Genomic DNA, 21,805 nt, shown 5'->3' on the forward strand with positions numbered 1-21,805 from the left:
CTTATAGGCCGCCCGGGCAAAGAGACTACTCCGTCAGGCCATAGATAGAGATGGAGTCAGGTTATGTTCGAGAAGGCGATCGGGACCATTAACGCGGCGGCCTCCTTCCGACACCGCTATGATAATTTCATCGGAGGCCGCTGGAGCGCTCCTGCGAGCGGCGAGTATTTCGCCGACAAGAGCCCGATCAATGGCGCCCAGATCGCCGAGTTCGCGCTGTCGACGCCGGAAGATGTCGAGCGCGCGCTCGATGCGGCGCACGCCGCCAAGGATCAATGGGCAAGGATCGCGCCCGCCGAGCGCGCCAGGATTCTCAATCGCGTCGCCGACCGGCTCGAGGATAATCTGGAGCTGCTGGCGCTTGCCGAGACGATCGACAATGGCAAGCCGATCCGCGAGACCCGCGCTGCCGACGTGCCGCTTGCAATCGACCATTTCCGCTACTTCGCCGGCTGCATCCGGGCGGAGGAAGGCGGCATCTCGACGATCGATGCCGACACCATCGCCTATCATTTCCGCGAGCCGCTCGGCGTCGTCGGCCAGATCATCCCGTGGAACTTCCCGCTGCTGATGGCGGCGTGGAAGATCGCCCCGGCGCTGGCGGCGGGCAACTGCACCGTCATCAAGCCCGCATCCCAGACGCCGCTCACCTTGCTGATGTTCGCCGAGCTCACCGCCGACATCCTGCCGCCCGGCGTGCTCAATGTCGTTACCGGCCCGGGACGGACCGTTGGCCAGGCGATCGCCGCCAATCCGCGCATCGCCAAGGTCTCGTTCACCGGCGAGACCGTCACCGGCAAGCAGATCATGCATGCGGCCGCCGACCATCTGATCCCCCAGACGATGGAGCTTGGCGGCAAGTCGCCCAACATCTTCATGGCGGACGTGCTCGACGAGGACGATGCCTTCTTCGACAAGGCGCTCGAAGGCTTCACGCTGTTCGCGTTCAACAAGGGCGAGGTCTGCACCTGCCCGTCGCGCGCGCTGATCCATGAGTCGATCTTCGATCGCTTCATCGAGCGCGCCGTGGCGCGCGTCGCCGCGATCCGCCAGGGCGATCCGCTCGACCCCTCGGTCCAGGTCGGCGCGCAGGCGTCGGAGGACCAGCTCCACAAGATCCTGGGCTATATCGATATCGGCAAGGCCGAGGGCGCGCAGTGTCTGGTCGGTGGCGCCAAGGCGCTGCCGGGCGGTGCGCTCGACCAGGGCTATTTCGTACAGCCGACCGTGTTCGTGGGTCAGAACCACATGCGCATCTTCCAGGAGGAGATCTTCGGTCCCGTCCTGGCGGTCACCACCTTCAAGACGGTCGAGGAGGCGATCGCACTTGCCAACGACACCGCCTACGGTCTTGGCGCGGGCGTCTGGACCCGGAGCGGCAACACCGCCTACCGTCTGGGCCGCGCGATCGAGGCCGGGCGGGTCTGGACCAACTGCTATCACCAGTACCCCGCCCATGCCGCCTTCGGCGGATACAAGGCGTCGGGCTTCGGGCGTGAAAATCACCGGATGATGCTCGACCATTATCAGCAGACCAAGAACCTGCTCGTCTCCTATGACGAGCACGCGCTCGGCCTGTTCTGACCCCTCGCTCAAAAGGAGAAACGGACATGGCGAAAACCATGAAGGCGGCGGTCGTCCGCGAATTCGGCAAGCCCCTGGTCATCGAGGACGCGCCGATCCCGACGGTCGGCCCCGGGCAGATCCTGGTCAAGATTGCGGCAACCGGCGTGTGCCATACCGACCTGCACGCGGCAGAAGGGGACTGGCCGGTCAAACCCAACCCGCCCTTCATTCCTGGCCATGAAGGCGTCGGGCATGTCGCCGCCGTCGGTGCGGGCGTCACCCATGTGAAGGAAGGCGACCGGGTCGGCGTGCCCTGGCTCTACACCGCCTGCGGGCATTGCGTGCATTGCCTGGGTGGCTGGGAGACGCTTTGCCACGAACAGCAGAACACCGGCTATTCGGTCAATGGCAGCTTTGCCGAATATGTCCTCGCCGATCCCAACTATGTTGGTCACCTTCCCGACAATGTCGACTTCCTCGACATTGCGCCGATCCTCTGCGCGGGCGTCACCGTCTACAAGGGATTGAAGGCCACCGAGGCCCGACCCGGCGAGTGGGTGGTCGTCTCAGGGATCGGCGGGCTCGGCCACATGGCGGTGCAATATGCCCGTGCCATGGGTCTCAATGTGGCCGCGGTCGACATCGACGATAGCAAGCTCGACCTCGCTACACGCCTTGGCGCCACACTGACGGTCAACGCGCACAGCGAGGACCCTTCGGCAGCGCTCAAGAAGGCGATAGGCGGCGCGCACGGAGCGCTCGTCACCGCCGTTTCGCCCAAGGCGTTTCAGCAGGCGCTCGGCATGGTCCGGCGCGGCGGCACGGTCGCGCTCAATGGTCTGCCGCCGGGCGACTTCCCGCTGTCGATCTTCGACACCGTGCTGAACGGCATTACCGTGCGAGGCTCGATCGTCGGCACGCGGCTCGATCTGCTCGAGGCACTGGCGTTCGCCGGCGACGGCAAGGTCAAGGCCACGGTCCATGCAGACAAGCTGGAGAACATCAACGACGTCTTCTCCCGCATGCACCATGGCGACATCGAGGGCCGGATCGTCCTCGACCTCGCCTGAACCCGACTTCGCGAAAGTACAGTTCATGTCTCCCTTACATATCCGGCCGATCGCACGGCGCCGTTTCGTCCAGGGGCTGGCGATCGGCGGCGCGGTTGCCGGCTTCGCCCCGGCGCTTCTCGCGCGATCCGCCCCAGTCTCGCCCGCCGAGCTTAGCGGGACCGAGTTCGACCTCGAGATCGCCGAGCTGCCAGTCAACTTCACCGGCAAACGCCGTATCGCGACCGCCGTGAACGGCAGCGTGCCCGCGCCGGTCCTGCGCCTGCGCGAAGGCGACACGGTCACGCTCCGTGTGCGCAACGGCCTCAAGGAGATGTCGAGCATCCATTGGCACGGCATCATCGTGCCGGCGGAGATGGACGGCGTGCCCGGCATCAGCTTTGCCGGCATCGCGCCGGGCGAGACCTTCACCTATCGCTTCGAGGTCCGCCAGAGCGGAACCTACTGGTATCACGCTCACACGCTCGCCGAGCAGACGGGACTCTATGGAGCGATCATCGTGGAGCCGAAACAGGCGCCGGCGGCGCGGGCGCCCGATCGCGACTATTGCATCGTGCTCAGCGACTGGTCGGACGAGCCGCCGCTGCAGATCTTCCTCAATCTCAAGAAGCAGAGCAGCTACTATAATTTTGCGCAGCCGACAGCCGGCGACTTCCTCAAGGATGTCGGCGCCATGGGCCTTGGGAAGGCGCTCGAGCGGCGGCGGATGTGGAACAGCTCGCGGATGAACCCGACCGACTACAGCGATGTCTCTGCCGCGACCTACACCTATCTGATGAACGGCGCGCCGCCCGCCGGCAACTGGACCGGTATCGCCGCGCCCGGCGAACGCGTGCGCCTGCGCTTCGTCGGCGCGGGGACGGCGACGTTCTTCGACGTGCGGATCCCGGGGGTCGAGCTGACGGTCGTATCGGCCGACGGGCAGCCGGTCGAGCCGGTCACGGTCGAGGAATTCCGGATCGGCCCGGGCGAGACCTATGACGTCGAGTTCACCATGCCCGAGGGCGGCGCCCGCACCATCTTCGCGCAGGCGATCGATCGGAGCGGCTATGCCCGCGGCACGATCGCACCGGCTCCGGGCATGGCGGCAGCCGTGCCGCCGCTCGATGCCCGGACCTGGCTCGAGCCGGTCGACATGATGGGCGCGATGGCGACGATGGGCGCAATGGGAGGCGACGCGCATGCCGGGCACGGCATGACCGAGATGCCGGCCAGGGCACAGCACGCCCGCACCGAATATGGCGCCAATACCGACATGCGCGTCGACTATCCCCGCACCAATCTGGACGATCCCGGCGCCGGGCTGCGCGGGCGCGGCTGGCGCGTGCTGACGCTGGCCGATCTGCGCACGCCGGGCGGCGATCCCGACCCGCGCGAGCCCGAGCGCGACATCGAGCTGCATCTGACGGGCAATATGGAACGGTTCATCTGGTCGCTCGACGGCATCAAGCTCAACGATTCCCGGCCGCTGCATTTCAAGCCGAACGAGCGGCTGCGCGTCACCTTCGTCAACGACACGATGATGGCGCATCCGATGCATCTGCACGGCATGTGGAGCGATGTCGAAGGCCCGGACGGCGCCTTCCAGGTCCGCAAGCATACGGTCGTGGTCCAGCCCGCCCAGCGGGTGAGCTTCCGCGTCACCGCCGACGCCATGGGCCGATGGGCCTTCCACTGCCATCTGCTCTATCACATGGCGGCCGGCATGTTCCGGGAGGTGGTGGTCGCATGATCCGGATTATCCCCTCGCGCGGCATTGCTCTTGGCGTTGCCCTCTTCCTGGCGCCGGCGATCACGGCTCCCGCCCTCGCGCAGGATGCCTTGCCCCCGTCGCCCGCCGCCACCCCTGCCCAAACGGCCACTCCCGATCCAAACTCACCTTCCGCGCAAGGCTCTCAGGAGCATGCGGGCATGGACATGCCGGGCATGGATATGACCGACACGAAGGCGTCCGGTAACGGCGCCACGATGGACATGGGCTCGATGCAGGGTGGCAAGGCCCCGCCGGACGCGCGCAACTCGGACGATTATGCCGACGGCTATCGCAACTCGACGCTGCCGGGCTATGAGATGGCCGACAAGCTCTCGATCCCCAAGATACTTGTGGATGAGCTCGAGTTCACCAGCGGCAACGAGGGTCAGGGCGTGGGCTGGACCGTGCTCGTCACCAAGGGTCAGGACAATGACAAGCTCTGGCTGCGCAGCCAGGGGCTCAAGAACTCCCGCGACCAACGTCTCGATCCGGAGAGCAGCGTCGAGGCGCTGTGGTGGCACAGCAAGAACCCGTTCTGGGGCACGCTGCTCGGGGTCAGGCAGGATCTCGGCAAGGGTGCGACCACCTGGCTCGCCGCCGGCGTCGAGGGACTGGCGCCCTATTGGTTCGACGTCCAGCTCACCGGCTATGTAGGAACCGATGGGCGTCTCGCGGCGCGCGCCAAGGCCTCCTATGAGGTCCTGTTCACCAATCGGTTGATCCTTACGCCGCAGGTGGAAACCAATATCTATTCGAAGCGGTCGAGCGATCGGCAGCTCGGCAGCGGCTTCAGCAATGTCGAGCTGAGCGGACGGTTGCGCTACGAGGTGTCGCGCAAGTTCGCGCCCTATATCGGCTTCGTCTGGGAGCGCGCATTTGACGGCACGGCCGATTTCCGTCGCCTGCGCAGGGAAGGGCCTTCCGAACACAGGCTGGTGATCGGCTTGCGCGCCTGGTGGTGATCCGCGGATGGCCACTCGAGGGATCGACCGCGAACGCGCCGCGTGACAAGGCTGGATCGCAAGCCAACGGTCGCTGGCCGGCCTCCTTTTTCGTCTTGTTGCTCGCGGCGGCTGCGGCGTCGGCGGGACAGACGGCCATTCTCGCCTTCCTTCCGGCACTGGTCGACCCGGCTCGTGGCGCGCTATCGTCAAGCGCTCATGATTTTCACGTCGCGAGCCTGACTGCGGTCCATCCCCTGGCAGCCTTGCTGGCGGCGCCGCTCTGGGGCTGGATCGCGGACCGGGTCGACTATCGGGCGATGTTGCGCGCAGCGCTGGTCATCCTCGCGCTGGTGACCGCGCCGATCGGCCTCGTCGGGTTGCCTGAGCTTTATGCATTGCGTCTGGTGGCGGGGATGGCGTCGGCCGCCATCATACCGTTGGGCTTGCTCTGCGCGAGCTTTGCCGCAAGCGGGCGCGCGGACCAGGCGCGCCGCTTCACCTGGCTGACCGCCTTCGTGTTTCTGGGCGATCTCGCCGGTCCGCTGGTGGCGGAGGTCTCGGCCGCGATCCTGCCCCGCGCTCCCCTCATGATCCTCGCTCTCGGCATCGGTGCCGTCGGGGCGGCGCTTTGCGCCGTGCGTCTGCCGCGCTGGTGTGCACCTTGCATCGATGGCGGAGACCTGCCCGCGCCTACGCTCGGCGCGACGTTGATCCTGCTTTTTATCACGATCGTCGCGGGCGGCGGGCTGGCGGCGATGCATGTCAATCTCCTGGTGACGCGGAGCGCCATTTCGCTGAGCCGCGAAGAGATCGCCTGGATGCTCAGTCTCTGCGGATTGGGCATGCTGGCGGCACAGATCTTCCATGCAAAGCTGGATTGGCTGGTCACTGTGCCGAGGCGGCTTGCCGGATTGACGCTGGGCCTGCTGGCTGTGGCACTTTTCATGTTTCCTGTCGCCGCGAGTATGGCCGAGCTCAGTGGGATCATCGTTGCTGCCGGCTGGAGCTCGGCAACCCTTCGATTGGTCACCAGCTTCTGGATCAGCGGCGGCGGGGCCCCTTCAGGCGTGAAGCTCGGTTTCCAGCATTCCGCCGCCAGCATCGGGCAGGCGCTCGCGCCGCTGGCGATAGCCATCGTCGCTCCCGGGGCGCAGCCGCTCGTTCTGTGGGGGATTGGTGGTCTATCGCTAGCGCTGCTTGTGTCCCTGCCGCTAGCCTGGAGGCCGCCCGCCATCGTAAAATCATCTGCGTGATGAGGGGAGGGGCGCATTGATGCGTATAGAAAAGAAGGGGCCTCTGCCCCATGCTTATCGTTCTTCCGGGAGTCATTTCATGAAGACCCGCCTATTCGTCGCCTTGCTGTTCCTCGCCATGCCCGGCGTAGCGCTTGCGGCCAGTGATATCGTCGTCCACCGGGATCCGGGATGTGGATGTTGCGAGAAGTGGGCGCAGGCCGTGCGCGCGAAGCTGGGACGCAAGGTCGTCATGCGTGACGATGCGTCGCGCAGCGAGCTTCAGCGCAAGGCCGGCATGCCCCGGACGCTGGCATCTTGCCACAGCGCGATCGTCGATGGCTATATGATCGAGGGCCATGTCCCGATATCCGACGTCAAGCGCTTGCTGGCGACCCGTCCTGCGGGCGTCAAAGGCATTGCGGTTGCGGGGATGCCGATCGGTTCGGAGGGCATGGAAGTGGCAGGCGCTGCCCGCCAACCCTATACGGTGGTGGCCTTCGGCAGCGCCGGTCAGCGAATTTTCGCCCGCCATTGATATCGCGCGGTTTGCAGCATCCTGCAGAATTGCCCGGTGGTAGAGGACCCCGCTGTCGAGTGTAGAACCTTGTGTCAAGCGAGCTGATGGCGTCCCTACCCCTACCTACACTGAAAAAGCAACGATTTGTCTTGTAAGTTGTTCGCGGTCGTCTCCCTGATTTGCCTGAATTTGGCCCAAAATGTGGGAACGATTGTGGGACCGTTTGCCCACCGAAAGTGTGAGAACGGCCCCAACATTCCCGATCAGGGCCCCGAACCGATGGCACTCACAGCATTGAAGGTGAAAAACGCGAAGCCCGGTCGCCATGTCGATAGCCGGGGCTTTGCCTGATTGCACTTTGCGTTCGCTTGCATTACATCGTCATGCAGAAAGGAAATCGACATGGCCGCAAACGCTCTTGTGCAGACCCGGATCGACGGAGCGGTGAAGGAGGAAGCCGCGACCGTGCTGGCTGCTATGGGGCTGACCGTCTCCGATGCCGTGCGCCTGATGCTGACCCGCGTTGCCCGCGACAAGGCCTTGCCGTTTGAACCGCTGGTGCCCAATGCCGAGACGATCGAGGCCATGAAGGAAGCGCGCGAGGGAAAGGGCAAGCGGTTCGCCACGGTGGTCGACCTGATGGCCGACCTCAATGCGGACGATTGAACGCTTCGGGCGGTTCAAGCGCGACTACAAGCGGGAGAAGAAGGGGCAGCACGCCAAGACGCTGGACGCTGACCTGATCCCGATCATCGAGGCGCTGGCATCCGACGAGCCGCTTGAACCGCGCCACCGCGACCATGCGCTGACCGGCGACTGGCGCGACCATCGCGATTGCCACATAAAGCCCGACCTCGTGCTGATTTACCGCAAGCCCGATGACGACACCTTGCAGCTTGTGCGCTTGGGATCGCACGCGGAATTGGGTTGGTGACGCCCGCGCATGGCGAGCTTATACGTTTGTCGGGTATGTCAGCCAGAGGCACGATTACGGGTTAGGTGTGATCAGCGAGCATCCGATGCCAACAAGCTTTTGCAGAAGACATCAATCGCAGAGATGCATTCGGCAGGCGCTGCTTGAAACAAAAATGAGGGCCATAAATCACTTTCACCCTCAAATTCTGACAAATTTGCCGTTAGTTCACGACTGGTGAGCGAGAAATGAGCCGATCGCGTTGGGCTTGAAGAGCCGACCGCTCGCTCCACCGTCGTGACCCCTACGTTGATGACCGGCGGATGCTGGCCCGGTAGACGATGCTGCCGAGAGCGACGACGACGCCCATGATGGCAAAAGATTCCATGCTCGAATGGCTCAAAAGCCAGATCGTGAGAAGGAAACCCTATTTCCGTGATTTGCTCGATCACATGCTCAGGGTTGAGAGCGCCATCACCGGCATCCGCGACATCCTGATCTCGGTGTTCGAGGCGAGTCACCTGCTCGAACAGCAGCGCCAGGGTGCGATCACGCGTCAGCTTGCCGCCTGGGCCGCGATCCTCGCGGTGCCTACCGCGATTGCCGGAATCTACGGCATGAATTTCGAGAATATGCCCGAACTGAAGACGCAATGGGGATATTTCGTCATCCTCGGCGTCATCGCTGCGGTCTGCATTGGGCTCTACATCCGGTTCAAACGTAGCCACTGGCTTTGACGGCGCAGATCGGCTTTCCACATCGCGCCGGGCTGAGGCTGCCGGGGGCCGGCCGCCATAACTCAATGCTTTCGCAGAACCTCGGCGCGGTGCCGGTCCAACGCATCGAGCAAAGCCCTGCCGATCAAAGGCTTTGCGAGAACGTGATCGAAGCCCGCCTCGGCGGCCCGCCAGGCCAGCAGCGTGTCGTGAAAGCCTGAGATCATGATGGCGCGTCCCGACCATCCGATCTCGCGAAGGTGACGCAGCATCGCGAATCCGTCGATGTCGGGCATGCGATAGTCGAGGATGACGCAGTCTGCCTCCTTCGCGCGGGGGTCGGCCAACAGCGCGTGGCCGGTCGTATATCCCCACACGGCATAGCCGCGCGATCTCAGCAGCAGCTGGAGGCCACGCCGCACGCCGGGATCGTCGTCGGAGACGAGGATGGTGTATCTGCCATCATGCTGAGTGGAACGGACCGATGGCATTGCGAGAAGCGGACACCCGTGTGACGATTGCACCATCGATCGCATATCGCGCCTCGTCCCGTCGCTACGTAGAGGTCGCAGTCACTTCGGCTTGCGGCCCATGCCCGCGGCAAAGGCGATCCGCAGGGCTTCGGACAAATTGCGGACCTCGAGCTTGGCCATCAGGCTCGCGCGATGGACCTCGACCGTTCGCGATGAACAGCCCAGGTCATAGGCGATCGTCTTATTGGGCAGGCCGTTCGCCAGCCCTTCCAGCACTTCACGCTCCCGGGGCGTCAGTGCAGCGACCCGCACGCCGGCTTCAGAGGTTTCCAGAGTGCGAAAGTCGACATCGTCGAGACGCGCGAACGCGCGGCTGACGGCGCCGAGCAGGGCCGCTTTCTCGAAGGGCTTCTCGAGAAAGTCGACCGCGCCGCCTTTCATGGCCTGCACCGCAACCGACACGTCGCCATGGCCGGTCAGGACGATGACCGGCATGTTGACCCCGCGTGCTGCCATGGCGGCCTGAACCTCGAGACCGTCCATCTCGGGCATGCGCACGTCAAGGATGACGCAGCCGACGGCCGCCGACTTCGCCTCCTTGAGAAACTCCACGCCCGAGGCATAGGTCACGACGTCGTAGCCCGCGGTCTTGAGCGCAAAGCTCGCCGCCTTGCGGATGCTCTCCTCGTCGTCGACCAGATGGATGACGCGTCTATCCCCCATGTTCCTCCTCCGCCCGCGCATGGATCAAGGTAAAATGAAAGCGGGTGCCGCCGCGGTCGGGGCGCTCCATCCAGATACGGCCGCCATGCGCTTCGATGATGGTCCGGCAGATCGAGAGGCCGAGGCCCATGCCGTCGGCCTTTGTCGAGTTGAACGCCGTGAAGAGCTGCTCGCGGATTCCGTCCGCGATGCCGGGACCGGTATCCTCCACGGTCACCTCGATCAGCCCGTCAGGGCGCAACCTGGTCGCCACCTTGAGGTCGCGAACCGGACACTCCGCCATCGCCTCGATGGCATTGCGCATCAGGTTGACCAGCACCTGCTGGATCTGCACCCTGTCGACGAGGACCAGCGTCGCGGCGGGATCGACCGCAAAGAAGCTGCGGATGCCGCGCTCGCGTGCACCGACCAGCGCGAGCTGGCTCGCCTCGGCGATGACCTGCGGCAGCTCGTGGAGGCTCTTGTCGACCTCGCCGCGGGCGACGAAATCGCGCAGGCGCCGGACGATATGGCCGGCCCGCAGCGTTTCCTGTGCCGCATCATCCATCACCGACCGTAGCGACACGAAGGGTTCGTCGTCCCGCTCGTCGAGCATGTCGCGGATCGTCTCGAGATAGAGCGCGACCGCGGCAAGCGGCTGGTTGAGCTCATGCGCGAGCGTCGAGGCCATCGTGCCCATCGCGCTCAGCCGAGAGACATGGACCAGCTCTGCCTGCAGTTCCTTGAGCCTGAGCTCATCCTGCTCCTTGGCGGTGAGATCCCGGATAAAGCCGGTGAACAACCGCTGCCCGTCTTCACCGGCCTCGCCGACCGACAGCTGCATCGGGAAGGTTGAGCCGTCGCGGCGCTGGCCGACCACGACGCGACCGAGGCCGATGATCCGGCGCTCGCCGGTCTGCAGATAATGCGCGAGATATTCGTCGTGACGGTCGCGATCGGGCTGGGGCATAAGGCAGGAGACGTTGCGGCCGACGAGCTCGGCTTCGCTGTAGCCGAACAGGCGTTGTGCCGCTGCGCTGAACGACGTGATGGCGCCGGTCTCGTCGATGATGATCATCGCATCCGGCACCGTCGCCAGAATCGATTGCAGATGCTGCTCGCGGGTCTCGATCGATGCGCGGACCGCCGCCTCGTCGGTGACATCGCGGCTGATGCAGGCGAAGCCGCGATGTGTGTCGCCTTCGAACAGTGCGGTGATCGTCAGGCGCGCCAGATATTCCGCGCCGTTCTCGCAGACCCGCCACGCTTCGCGCTCCAGCGTGCCCTCGTGAAGGGCGGCCGCCAGGTCTGCGCCTGGACGCCCCGCCGTAATCTCGTCGGGCGGGTAGAACAGGTCGTGGGGCTGTCCCAGGACGCGATCGAGCGGCCAGCATTCGGCACGCTCGCCTTCTTCATTATAGCTCAGCACCATCCCGGAAGGATCGAGCAGCGTCAGGACGTGGCCGCCAGCCTGTCGCAGGAACAGCGGCGCAAGCCGCGCCACCTCCCTGGCAATCTCGTCGGGCCCGCGCCTCGTGTAGACCATCGGCCGGCTCACACGCCCGGCCGGGCGCACGTATCCGGGCGTAGCCGGACCGTGCCACTCAGCGCCGCGCGAGTATGGCCTTCATCTCGTCGATTTCCTGCCGCTGCGAGCGCTTGATCGATTCGCAAAGCCGGATGACTTCCGGATCGCTGAGCTTTGCTTCCTGGCACATCAGGATCGCGCCGGAGTGGTGTGGGATCATCGAGCGCAGAAAGGCCGTGTCGCCGATCGTGGTCTGCGTGCGGATGAACGCGAAGCTGCCCAAGAAGGCGACCAGCGACGCGGCGATCAGCGCGATGTTGGCGGCCTTCGACGGGAACATGTGCCGCATGGCGAGGATCATGAGCACCACCATCGGTGAGACCATCATCAGCGTCATGTAGAGCATGTTGAGGTTGTTGTAGAAGCTGTCGAGCCCGTCGATCATGACGAACATCACCAGATACATGATGACGCCGCTGATGACGGTCTGGAAGGCCAGGCTCCAATAGGCGCCCATCTTCCGTGTGCTCATGTGGGACGAATGATCCATGGCGTATCTCCTTCGTTCGGCGCAGGCCGACCTGGGTCTCAGTGTAACGCCCCGCTCTCCTGTTCGCCCCCGCCATCAGCCGTCCCGATGCTAGAACCAGAAGCGGATGCCGGCGACGAAGCTGGTGGCATGGACGTCCTCGCCGGCAAGCCTCGACAGCCGCGCCGTGTCGCCGGCTTTGCGCAGATAAGAGACGCCGATATAGGGTGCGAACTGGCGGCTGAACTCATAGCGCAGGCGCGCGCCGAGCTCTATGTTGACCAGCCCCGAACCGATGTCGTTCTCCGGAATATCCTGCGCGGCGAAATTGACCTCGGCGCGCGGCTGCAAGATCAGGCGCTGGGTAATGCGCTGGTCGTAATAGCCCTCGACCCGGCCCAGAACATCGCCCTTGGTCGAGAGGAACAGCGCGCCTTCGACTTCGAACATGCCGGGAGCCAGGCCCTCGACGCCGACCGTCGCGTAAGTGCGGTCGGGCCCGCGGCCGAAGTCCTGGCGGATACCGCCCTGAAGATTGAAATAGGGGTCGATGGCCCGGCTATAGAGCACCTGCACCTCCGCGCTGTCGATGCCGCGGCCGAACTCGCCTTCGCCCTCGCTCTTGAGCCAGAGCCGGTTGATATCGCCGCCGTAAAAGCCTTCGCCATCCCAGCGATAGCCATCGCGACCGCTATGCGCTTGATACTCGAACAGGTTGAGCAGCACCTGCCCGAAATTGTTGCCGCCGCTGTCCTTCATCATGATGTCGCGTGAGCGCGCCATCTCGGCGCCGGGAAAATCACGATCGGCGAAGTGGTCGCTGGGGGGAGGCGGCGGGGGCGCATTGCCGGCCGGAAGCGCCGTGCCGGTCATTTGCATGCCGGGCATGGCGGTCTGGCCATGCTGCGAATGGTCCATCCCGGGCATGTCCGGCATCGCGCCGTCCTGATGCTGGGAGTGGTCCATGCCCGGCATGTCCGGCATCGCGGGAGACGCGGGTTGCGGCTGACCGGCCGCATCTCCCTGCGGCGCAGGACTGGCCTGGTGCTGCGAATGGTCCATCGCCGAGGTGGCGTCTGGCGCTGGTGTCTGAGCGCGCGGCCTGGCGGCGGCCTTGTCCTTCTTCTTCTCCTGCGCCGGCGGCACCTCGCCCGGCGGCGCCATGCCGGGCATGCCGTGCATTGAATGATCCTGGGCAAAGGCGGGCGCGGCAGCGAAAAGGGCGATCGCGCTCACCAGCGGCGTGAGGATGCGGGTCATTACGCGTCTCCCTTCGGACGGACGCTCACGACCCGCATCATCCCGGCATGCATGTGGTAGAGGAGATGACAGTGGAAGGCCCAGTCGCCGACCGCGTCGGCGGTGAAGTCCCAGGTCACCTTGCCGCCGGGCTGGACGATTACCGTATGCTTGCGTGGCGCATGATCGCCATGCCCCGTCACCAGCTCGAAAAAATGCCCGTGAATATGGATCGGATGCCCCATCATCGTGTCGTTGATGAGATTGACGCGCACCCGCTCGCCTTCGATGAAGGGGATCGGCTCGTGATGGTCCGACATTTTTTCGCCGTCGAACGACCACATGAACCGCTCCATGTTGCCGGTGAGGTGAATGTCGATGCTGCGGCTCGGCGCGCGCACGTCCGGATTGCGATCGAGCGCCATCAGGTCCCTGTAGACAAGCACCTTGTGGCCGACGTCGGCGAGGCCCTGGCCGGGCTCGCCGGTGCGGTCGACGGGCATCGGCGAGATGGTCTGGACGCTCGGGTCGCGCTTCACCTGCGGCGCGTTCGAGAAGTCTCGCATCTTCATCGACCCCATCGCGTGCCCGCCATGGTCCATGCCCGCCATCTGGCCATCGGCGCCCATCGCGCCGTGGTCCATCCCGCTCATCGCGGAATGATCCATCCCCGAATGATCCATGCCTGCCATGGCGCTATTGTCCATGGTCGCCATCGCTGCCGCCGCGCCGGTCGCGAGGCGCGCGGACGCGTTCTTCTCGGCCGTCGGATCGACGCCCCGCATAGCGCCGCCCGACATGTCCATGCCTTCCATGCCCGGCATCGAGGACATGTCCATGCCCATGTCCTTCATGTCGGCGAGCGGCCGTTTGCGTAAGGGGGGAACCTCGCCGGCCATGCCGGCGCGCGGCGCGAGCGTGGCACGCGCCATGCCCGAGCGGTCGATCGCCTCGCCGACAAGGGTGTAGGCCTTGTCATCGCCTGGGCTGACAACGACGTCGTAGGTCTCGGCAACACCAACCTGGAACTCGTCGACGGTGACCGGCACCACATTCTGCCCGTCGGCCTGGACGATGGTCAGCGGCAGGCCGGGGATGCGGACGTTGAAGGTGGTCATCGCCGACGCATTGATGACCCGCAGCCGCACCCGTTCGCCCGGGGTGAAGAGCGCGGTCCAGTTGTCCATCGGACCATGGCCGTTGACGAGATAGGTGTAGGTGGATCCGGTCACATCGGAGATGTCGGCCGGGTCCATCCGCATCTGGCCCCAGTCGAGCCGGTCCTTGAGCGGCTGATCCTTGCCCGACAGGAGCCCGGCCAGGGTCTGGCGCTGGAAATTGAAATGGCCGGGGTTGACCTTGAGGCGCCGGAAGATCGCCTGCGGCGAGAGCGCGCTGTGATCGGCGAGCACGATGACATGCTCGCGGTCATAGGCGACCGGATCGGCACCGGCGGGATCGATGATGATCGGGCCGTAATGGCCTTCCTGTTCCTGCAGGCCTGAATGGCTGTGGTACCAGTAGGTGCCGCTTTGCACGACGGAGAACTGGTAGAGGTAGTTCGAGCCCGGCTTGATGCCCGGAAAAGACACGCCCGGCACACCGTCCATATTGGCCGGCAGGATCAGCCCGTGCCAGTGGATCGAGCTGTCCTCCTCCAGCTGATTGATGACGTTGAGCCGCACGCGCTGGCCCTCGCGCAGCCGGATCAGCGGGGCGGGGACCGTGCCGTTGAGGCCGATTGCCCGGAACTTGCGCCCGTCGATGGTCATCGACTGCCGGGCGATGGTGAGCGTAATGTCTTCGCCCGACACGGTCGGCAGCGTCGGTCGCATCCCCGGCGAGATCGTCTGCGCCCAGGCCGGCAGCCAGGCTGACAATGCTGCGCCGCCGCCGGCGAGGGCCGCGCCGCGGAGGAACTGGCGGCGGTCGAGAGCAGAAATCATTCGGTTGTCTCAGCTTTAAGAAAGAGGGCGTACCTATTGGGAATACGCAGCATGGCCTCATCCCCCTCAAACTTTCTTTAATATTTCCGAAAGGCGTGCCCTAGCTCGATAGAGGCGCGTTTCGACCGCCTTCTGGCTGATCCCGAGAATTTCGGCGGTTTCAGCTTCCGATTTCTCGTCGATCGTACGCAAAATAAGCGTGTCCTTGAGGGAAGACGGCAGGGCAGCAATCGCTTTCATTGCTTGCGCGAGCTGCTGTTCGGCCCCGATCGCCTGATCGGGCAGCGGTGCGTCGTCGGCGACGCCGTCCGCCTCGCCGAGCGGTAGGGCTAGGGCAAAGAAATTTCGAACCGCTCGCCGACGCCGCCAGTCATGGCATTTGTTGATGACAATCCGGGACATCCAGACCTGGAAGGGTCGGGTTACGTCATAGCGGTTGAGTGCGGCAAAGGCCGCGACGAAGCTCGCCTGGGTGACATCCAATGCCTCATCCATAGATCCGACATGGCTGCGCACGAGCCGGTGAACCCAACCTTGATGCCGGCGGACCAGCTCGCCATAGGCCGCTTGCCGGCCTCCAAGCGCCAGAGCCGCGAGCTCCCCGTCCGAGCAGTCGGGGAGGCACGCGGTCATTCGGATTTGGCCGTCAGCGCTTTCACCACGGCGTCGTCGAATTTGTCCGTCTGATCCGGGCGCAGCACGGCCCGCATCGCGAAGATATGCTCAAGTGTTTCTTTCTGCAGCGCGCCCATGGCCTGGTGCGAGCGATCCACCGCAGTTGCGACTTGCGGGCCATAGCCATGCTCCGCTTCGATCGCTTCCGCGAGACGCGCATTGTCGGCGCGCAATTCGGCCTCCAGCGCTTGACGCCGGATCGCGTAGTTCTTCTCGATTGTCTCGAGTCGGCTGTGTTGCGCTGAATTCAGCTTCAGATCGCGATGGAGCAGCTCGTGCAGCTCATTTTCGACCGGGCGCACTGGAACCACATAGACGCGGCCAATGACAACGCCAGCGATCGCCGCGGCGAAGGTCACCAGGACGAGGAGCAGGAGCCGGCGGCGGTCGCGCATCACTGCGAGCTCAGCAGCGTCGAGGGCGCAAGCGCGAGCCGAGCATCGAAGGGCGATAGCGGTTTGGCATCAGCAGACCGTGTCGGAACTGCCGAGCCGGCAATTCCGATGAACAGCGCGGTTGCGGCCGCGATGCCGAACGTCATAGCGCCAAGGCTTGGTATGGCCCGGATGCGCGCTATTTCCGCCATGACCCGGCTTTCCAGGCCGCCGAGCCTGGGATCGAGAGGCGCATCGCGCAACCGCGAGAGCAGGTGGTCAAGTTCATCCATGGTGCTTCTCCGTCTTCATCCTTCAATACGCACGATGGTCCAGGAACCCTTGCTGTAGATTGAAAAGAATAATTGCGAGGGGTGGGGGCTCGGGCTGCGTATTGTCTCATGGGATCTACAGGAGAATGTTCCAATGCGTTTCTTTTCGCCTCTCGCAGTTATCGCCGCCGTCGGCCTGAGTGTTTCTGCTCCGGCCTACGCGCATCCCAAGCTTGTGTCCTCGACGCCCGCCGCGAACGCCAGCGTCTCGGCGCCTTCGCGTATCACGCTCACCTTCAGTGAAGGTCTGATGCCGAAGCTGTCGGGCGCCGAGATCGTGATGACCGGCATGCCCGGCATGCCCAACCACCGCATGGCGGTAACCGGCTTCAAGACGTCCGTCGAAGGCGACAAGACGCTCGTGCTGACGCTCGCCAAGCCGCTCATGGCGGGCAGCTATCAGGTCGCCTGGCACGTCGTCTCGACCGACACGCACCGCATCCAGGGCAATCTCGCCTTTACCGTCAAGTGACGCCATGAACGACGTGGCACTCGTCGCCGTCCGCTGGGCGCTCTACGTCGATCTCGGCCTGTTGTTCGGCCTGCCGCTGTTCGCGCTCTATGCGCCCGGCGGCGGCCGGATGGTACAGCGGCATCTGCCGATGGTAGCAATGGTGGCCGGTCTCGCCTGTCTCGCCCTCCTGCTGTCGGCGCTGGGGTTCGCGTTGCAGGCAGCGGCCATGACCGGGCTGCCGCTCACCCAGCCTGATCTTTCCATGGTCGCAGAGCTGTTCAACGGCACGTCCATGGGAACGGCGCTGAAGGCGCGCCTCGTCGCGCTCCTCGTTCTTCTGCTCTCCATCCCCTTCTATCGCCGGCAATCCCGTCCTGCCTTCATCGCCTCCACTCTGGCAGGCGCGGTCGCACTCGCGACCCTCGCCTGGAGCGGGCATGGCGCGGCCGGCGAAGGCGAGGCGGGCTGGCTGCAACTGGGGGCCGATCTCATCCATCTGCTCGCCGCGGGCGCCTGGGTCGGCGCGCTTGCCGCATTCCTTGCGCTGGTTCTTACCAGGCTCGCAACCGATGATCTCGCCACTGAAGACATGGACCGGGTCATGCTCGCCGAGGAAGCGCTGCGGGGCTTCTCCCTCGTCGGCACGATCATCGTCGCCCTGCTGATCCTGACCGGGACGGTGAACGGCTGGTTCCTGGTCGGCCCGGGCAACATCGCGTCTCTCGGGCAGTCGACCTACGGCCTGCTGCTCATCGCCAAGCTGCTGCTCTTCGCCGGCATGCTGGGCCTGGCCGCGCTCAACCGTTATCGCCTGACCCCGGCACTTGCGCAGGCGATCGAGGAAGAGGACGCGCCACGGGCGCAGGCGCTGCTGCGCGCGAGCCTCGTCGTCGAAGGCGGTCTTGCGATCGTCATTCTCGGGCTGGTCGCCTGGCTGGGGACACTGTCGCCACCCATGTCGATGTAGTTTATCGTTTCGAACGCCTCGCGTTGGGAGAAGCCAATGCAATCCTACACCCCGCCGCTCGGGACCGGATCGACGAAAGACTATGATCGCGCGATCCGCCTGTGGACGCGGGAGAAGCGGTGGCGTGCCGCCATGCTCGCCGCCCTGGCGCCCAAAGCCGGTGAGACGGTCGTCGACGTCGGCTGTGGCACCGGCAGCTTCGCGCTGATGCTCAAGCAAGCCGAGCCCAGGACGCAGGTGATCGGTCTCGATCCCGATGCCGAGGCGCTCGACATCGCGCGGCACAAGGCCGCTGTGCGGCGGGCCGATATCGACTGGCGTCAGGGATTTGCCAGGGACGTGGCCCCGGGTACCGCCGACGCTGTCGTGTCGAGTCTCGTGCTGCATCAGATGCCGGTCAGGGAGAAGGCGGCAACCCTGCGCGCCATGTTCGCCATGCTGCGCCCGGGTGGGCGCCTGGTGATCGCCGATTATGGCCGCCAGCAGGGTTTCATGCGGCTTGCCTTCCGCCTGACCGTGCAGCGGCTCGATGGCATCGATGATACCCGGCCCAATGCCGACGGCGTGCTCCCCGGCCTGATCGCGGCGGCCGGCTTCAGGCATGTGGCCGAGACGTTTCGGCTTTTGACCATCACCGGCGCGATCGACTTGTTTACGGCGCATCGACCGGCGCAGGACCACGGCCTTACGGTTGCCAATGACCTTGGCTGATGGCGGCCAGGCGAACGGGCCCGCCGATTTGTCCGCTTAGGCGATTACGTATTGACCCTGACACGGTGTCAGACCCTAGATCGTCAGGCGTCGAAAGGAGCAAGGCGATGAACGAGACACATGGAGCGGCGCATGGCGGCGGTTGCTGCGGCAGCCACGGCGCTGCGAAACCAGCGGCTGGCGTCAAGGACCCGGTCTGCGGCATGACCGTCGATCCTGCGATCACTGCGCACCATGCCGAGCATGGCGGTGAAAGCTATCATTTCTGCAGCGCGGGCTGCCGGGCAAAATTCATCGCCGATCCCGAGCGCTATCTCGGCCCGCCGGCACCGCCAGTCGCGGTGCCAGAAGGCACGATCTGGACCTGCCCTATGCATCCCGAGATTCGGCAGGACCATCCCGGGTCCTGTCCGATCTGCGGCATGGCGCTCGAGCCCGCGACCGTGACTGCCGACAGCGGCCCCAGCCATGAGCTGGTCGATTTCACACGGCGCTTCCGGGTCGGCCTGATGCTGGCCCTCCCGGTGCTGATCCTCGAGATGGGCGCGCATCTCTTTCCCGCGATCCATCGCCTCGTGCCGATGTCGATCTCGGTATGGATCCAGTTCGTGCTGGCGACACCCGTCGTGCTCTGGGCGGGCTGGCCCTTCTTCGAGCGTGGCTGGGCCTCGCTCAAGACCCGCAACCTCAACATGTTCACCCTGATCGCGATGGGGACCGGGGTCGCCTGGATCTACAGCGTCGTCGCGACGCTCGCGCCCCAGCTGTTCCCGCCCGCCTTCCGCGGAGAGGACGGCATGGTTGCCGTCTATTTCGAGGCGGCCGCGGTGATCACTGTCCTCGTGCTGCTCGGCCAGATGCTCGAACTGCGCGCGCGCGAGCGGACCTCGGGCGCGATCAAGGCGCTGCTTAACCTTGCGCCAAAGACCGCGCGCCGGATCGGTTCCGATGGCAGTGAAGAGGAAATCAGCCTCGATCTCGTTGCGGTCGGCGACCGCCTGCGTGTGCGTCCCGGCGAGAAGGTGCCGGTCGATGGCGTGGTCGAGGACGGCCGTTCCTCGCTCGACGAGTCGATGGTCACCGGTGAGTCCATGCCCGTCACCAAGGCCAAGGCCGACACGGTGATCGGCGGCACGCTCAACCAGACCGGCGCGCTCGTTATCGTCGCCGACAAGGTTGGCCGGGACACCATGCTGGCGCGCATCGTCCAGATGGTCGCCGAGGCGCAGCGCTCGCGCGCGCCGATCCAGCGCATGGCCGATCAGGTGTCGGGCTGGTTCGTGCCCGTGGTCATCGCGGTCGCGGTGGTCGCGTTCATCGCCTGGGGCATCTGGGGCCCCGAGCCGCGCTTCGCCTACGGGCTGGTTGCGGCGGTCGCCGTGCTGATCATCGCCTGTCCCTGCGCACTGGGTCTCGCCACGCCGATGTCGATCATGGTCGGGGTTGGCCGCGGCGCCGGGCTCGGCGTCCTCATCAAGAATGCCGAAGCGCTCGAGCATATGGAAAAAGTCGACACGCTCGTCGTCGACAAGACCGGCACGCTGACCGAAGGCCGGCCTGCCGTCACCCAGATCGTGCCGGCGCCCGGCTTCGACGAAGCCGAACTGCTGCGGCTTGCCGCCTCGGTCGAGCGGGCCTCCGAGCATCCGCTCGCGCTGGCGATCGTCGAGGCCGCCAAGGATCGCGGCATCCCCACGAGCGACGTCACCGACTTCGATTCCCCCACCGGACGCGGCGCGCTCGGCACCGTCGACGGCCGCCGGATCGTGCTCGGTAATGCGCGGTTCCTCTCGGAAGAGGGCATAGCAACCGACGCGCTGGCGGAGCAGGCCGACGCCCTGCGCCGGGATGGCGCCACCGCGATCTTCATCGGCGTCGACGGCACCGTCGGCGGCGCCTTTGCAATCGCCGATCCCGTGAAGCAGACGACGCCGGAGGCCCTGGCCGCACTCAAGGCCGAAGGCATTCGCGTGGTGATGTTGACCGGCGACAACCGCACCACAGCAGAGGCGGTGGCAAGGCGGCTCGGCATTGACGATGTCGAAGCCGAGGTACTGCCCGACCAGAAGAGTGCCGTCGTCGCGCGGTTGAAAAGCGAGGGGCGCGTGGTGGCGATGGCCGGCGACGGGGTCAACGACGCCCCCGCACTGGCTGCCGCCGATGTCGGTATTGCCATGGGCTCGGGCACCGACGTCGCGATCGAGAGCGCGGGCGTGACGCTGCTCAAGGGCGATCTCATGGGCATCGTGCGGGCACGGCGGCTGAGCCAGGCGACCATGTCCAACATCCGCCAGAACCTGGTCTTCGCCTTCATCTACAATGTCGCCGGGGTGCCGGTGGCGGCGGGCGCGCTCTATCCGCTGTTCGGCATCCTGCTCTCGCCGATCATCGCGGCCGCCGCCATGGCGCTCTCCTCGGTCAGCGTGGTCACCAACGCGCTGCGCCTCAACCGGAAAGCGCTGTGAACATCGGGGAGGCGTCGAAGCAAAGCGGGGTCTCGGAGCGGATGATCCGCCATTATGAGAAGATCGGCCTCATCCCGGCGCCGCCGCGCCGGGGAGCGGGTTATCGCGACTATGGCGAGAGTGACCTCCATCGCCTGCGGTTCATCGCCAATGCCCGCGATCTCGGTTTTCCGATCGAGGAGATCCGGACCCTGCTCGGCCTGTGGGCCGACACGGGCCGCAGCAGCGCCGATGTAAAGCGGGTCGCGTTGGCGCGGGCGGAGGAATTGCAGCGCAAGGCCGAAGCGCTGACGACCCTGCGCGAGACCCTCGTCGATCTCGCCGAGCGCTGTCATGGCGACGAGCGGCCAGATTGTCCCATCATCGCCGAACTGAGTCTCGACAGAAAATGTTAGCGCCGGCCGCCTCTCGGACCAGACCCGCTCTGGCGGCCGGGGTGCTGATCGCACTTGGCATTCTCACGACGGGCCTCGCGATATATTTCCTCGCAGTCCGCCCGCCACTGCTGGCGGAGGATCTTCGCCATATCGGCGGCAACCCGCAGACCCTTTCGCCGGTATTGCGGGACTGGTTCGGCGGGATAGCTGGCTCGCCCGTGCGACCGCACTGAGCCTCCTGATCGTATTTGGCCGCTTTTCATACAGCAATGTCGTGCTGAGCTCTGACTTCTGGGGCTGGCATATGCGAGGCAATCCC

At 65.2% G+C, this 21,805-nt stretch carries 23 protein-coding genes and 1 pseudogene; 15 read left to right on the forward strand and 9 right to left on the reverse strand.

All coding sequences use genetic code 11. The annotated features are described in order from the left end of the window. Positions 1–63 precede the first annotated feature (63 nt). From F7P65_RS01000 to F7P65_RS01045, 9 genes and pseudogenes are all read left to right on the forward strand, one after another. Complete coding sequence (locus tag F7P65_RS01000; RefSeq protein WP_021243542.1) at positions 64–1,584, forward strand: aldehyde dehydrogenase family protein; 1,521 nt, start codon at positions 64–66, stop codon at positions 1,582–1,584. Between the two features lie 26 nt (positions 1,585–1,610). Then, positions 1,611–2,636 (forward strand): alcohol dehydrogenase AdhP, encoded by a 1,026-nt coding sequence (gene adhP, locus F7P65_RS01005; RefSeq protein ID WP_007683342.1) that lies wholly within the window; start codon positions 1,611–1,613, stop codon positions 2,634–2,636. 25 nt (positions 2,637–2,661) lie between these two features. Further along, positions 2,662–4,368, forward strand: coding sequence for a copper resistance system multicopper oxidase (locus tag F7P65_RS01010; protein WP_007683343.1), 1,707 nt, complete (start codon positions 2,662–2,664; stop codon positions 4,366–4,368). Next, entirely contained in the window at positions 4,365–5,351 is a 987-nt protein-coding gene (locus tag F7P65_RS01015; protein ID WP_009823975.1) for a copper resistance protein B, read from the forward strand. Before F7P65_RS01010 ends, F7P65_RS01015 begins: the two co-directional genes overlap by 4 nt. Next, the gene (locus tag F7P65_RS01020) at positions 5,345–6,586 is read left to right on the forward strand and encodes an MFS transporter (RefSeq protein WP_007683345.1); all 1,242 of its coding nucleotides are present in this window, start codon (positions 5,345–5,347) and stop codon (positions 6,584–6,586) included. Before F7P65_RS01015 ends, F7P65_RS01020 begins: the two co-directional genes overlap by 7 nt. 79 nt (positions 6,587–6,665) lie before the next feature. Further along, positions 6,666–7,103: a DUF411 domain-containing protein gene (locus tag F7P65_RS01025; protein ID WP_007683347.1), complete on the forward strand. Its 438-nt coding sequence runs from the start codon at positions 6,666–6,668 to the stop codon at positions 7,101–7,103. A 384-nt stretch (positions 7,104–7,487) separates the two neighbouring features. Further along, on the forward strand, positions 7,488–7,751 hold the full coding sequence (locus F7P65_RS01035; protein WP_004212689.1) for a type II toxin-antitoxin system RelB/DinJ family antitoxin: 264 nt from the start codon (positions 7,488–7,490) through the stop codon (positions 7,749–7,751). Beyond that, the gene (locus F7P65_RS01040) at positions 7,738–8,019 is read left to right on the forward strand and encodes a type II toxin-antitoxin system YafQ family toxin (protein ID WP_004212690.1); all 282 of its coding nucleotides are present in this window, start codon (positions 7,738–7,740) and stop codon (positions 8,017–8,019) included. The genes F7P65_RS01035 and F7P65_RS01040 overlap by 14 nt, the downstream gene beginning before the upstream one ends. Before the next feature lie 401 nt (positions 8,020–8,420). Next, positions 8,421–8,735 (forward strand): annotated as a pseudogene (locus tag F7P65_RS01045) (CorA family divalent cation transporter); the annotation flags it as partial. A gap of 62 nt (positions 8,736–8,797) precedes the next feature. Here F7P65_RS01045 and F7P65_RS01050 read toward each other — a convergent pair. From F7P65_RS01050 to F7P65_RS01090, 9 genes are all read right to left on the reverse strand, one after another. Further along, a complete protein-coding gene (locus tag F7P65_RS01050) occupies positions 8,798–9,205 on the reverse strand; it encodes a response regulator (protein WP_007683354.1) in 408 nt (135 codons plus the stop codon). 81 nt (positions 9,206–9,286) lie between these two features. Beyond that, positions 9,287–9,910 (reverse strand): response regulator transcription factor, encoded by a 624-nt coding sequence (locus F7P65_RS01055; protein WP_007683357.1) that lies wholly within the window; start codon positions 9,908–9,910, stop codon positions 9,287–9,289. Then, the gene (locus tag F7P65_RS01060) at positions 9,900–11,435 is read right to left on the reverse strand and encodes a two-component system sensor histidine kinase NtrB (RefSeq protein ID WP_150289957.1); all 1,536 of its coding nucleotides are present in this window, start codon (positions 11,433–11,435) and stop codon (positions 9,900–9,902) included. Before F7P65_RS01060 ends, F7P65_RS01055 begins: the two co-directional genes overlap by 11 nt. Before the next feature lie 58 nt (positions 11,436–11,493). Next, positions 11,494–11,967: a DUF305 domain-containing protein gene (locus F7P65_RS01065; protein WP_007683361.1), complete on the reverse strand. Its 474-nt coding sequence runs from the start codon at positions 11,965–11,967 to the stop codon at positions 11,494–11,496. A gap of 90 nt (positions 11,968–12,057) precedes the next feature. Continuing rightward, positions 12,058–13,206: a copper resistance protein B gene (locus tag F7P65_RS01070; protein ID WP_007683363.1), complete on the reverse strand. Its 1,149-nt coding sequence runs from the start codon at positions 13,204–13,206 to the stop codon at positions 12,058–12,060. After that, positions 13,206–15,131: a copper resistance system multicopper oxidase gene (locus tag F7P65_RS01075; protein ID WP_007683365.1), complete on the reverse strand. Its 1,926-nt coding sequence runs from the start codon at positions 15,129–15,131 to the stop codon at positions 13,206–13,208. The genes F7P65_RS01070 and F7P65_RS01075 overlap by 1 nt, the downstream gene beginning before the upstream one ends. A gap of 66 nt (positions 15,132–15,197) precedes the next feature. Further along, positions 15,198–15,764 carry an RNA polymerase sigma factor gene (locus F7P65_RS01080; RefSeq protein WP_007683367.1) on the reverse strand — a complete coding sequence of 189 codons (567 nt, stop codon included), beginning with the start codon at positions 15,762–15,764 and terminating at the stop codon, positions 15,198–15,200. Next, the gene (locus F7P65_RS01085) at positions 15,761–16,201 is read right to left on the reverse strand and encodes a periplasmic heavy metal sensor (RefSeq protein WP_007683368.1); all 441 of its coding nucleotides are present in this window, start codon (positions 16,199–16,201) and stop codon (positions 15,761–15,763) included. The genes F7P65_RS01080 and F7P65_RS01085 overlap by 4 nt, the downstream gene beginning before the upstream one ends. Continuing rightward, a complete protein-coding gene (locus tag F7P65_RS01090; protein ID WP_004212738.1) occupies positions 16,201–16,473 on the reverse strand; it encodes a hypothetical protein in 273 nt (90 codons plus the stop codon). The genes F7P65_RS01085 and F7P65_RS01090 overlap by 1 nt, the downstream gene beginning before the upstream one ends. A 133-nt stretch (positions 16,474–16,606) precedes the next feature. Between F7P65_RS01090 and copC the strand changes: the two genes are divergently transcribed. From copC to F7P65_RS01120, 6 genes are all read left to right on the forward strand, one after another. Continuing rightward, positions 16,607–16,984: a copper homeostasis periplasmic binding protein CopC gene (gene copC / locus F7P65_RS01095; protein WP_007683372.1), complete on the forward strand. Its 378-nt coding sequence runs from the start codon at positions 16,607–16,609 to the stop codon at positions 16,982–16,984. Between the two features lie 4 nt (positions 16,985–16,988). Then, positions 16,989–17,933, forward strand: a complete 945-nt coding sequence (gene copD / locus F7P65_RS01100; protein WP_020820523.1) for a copper homeostasis membrane protein CopD — start codon at positions 16,989–16,991, stop codon at positions 17,931–17,933. A 36-nt stretch (positions 17,934–17,969) separates the two neighbouring features. Beyond that, positions 17,970–18,644, forward strand: coding sequence for a class I SAM-dependent methyltransferase (locus F7P65_RS01105; RefSeq protein WP_017501308.1), 675 nt, complete (start codon positions 17,970–17,972; stop codon positions 18,642–18,644). Between the two features lie 107 nt (positions 18,645–18,751). After that, positions 18,752–21,109 carry a heavy metal translocating P-type ATPase gene (locus F7P65_RS01110; RefSeq protein WP_021245221.1) on the forward strand — a complete coding sequence of 786 codons (2,358 nt, stop codon included), beginning with the start codon at positions 18,752–18,754 and terminating at the stop codon, positions 21,107–21,109. Then, positions 21,106–21,504 carry a Cu(I)-responsive transcriptional regulator gene (gene cueR, locus F7P65_RS01115; RefSeq protein WP_007406402.1) on the forward strand — a complete coding sequence of 133 codons (399 nt, stop codon included), beginning with the start codon at positions 21,106–21,108 and terminating at the stop codon, positions 21,502–21,504. Before F7P65_RS01110 ends, cueR begins: the two co-directional genes overlap by 4 nt. A 41-nt stretch (positions 21,505–21,545) precedes the next feature. Beyond that, a complete protein-coding gene (locus tag F7P65_RS01120; RefSeq protein WP_021245222.1) occupies positions 21,546–21,719 on the forward strand; it encodes a hypothetical protein in 174 nt (57 codons plus the stop codon). Positions 21,720–21,805: the final 86 nt, after the last annotated feature.

Source organism: Sphingobium estronivorans (assembly GCF_008692605.1).
GTDB lineage: Bacteria > Pseudomonadota > Alphaproteobacteria > Sphingomonadales > Sphingomonadaceae > Sphingobium > Sphingobium estronivorans.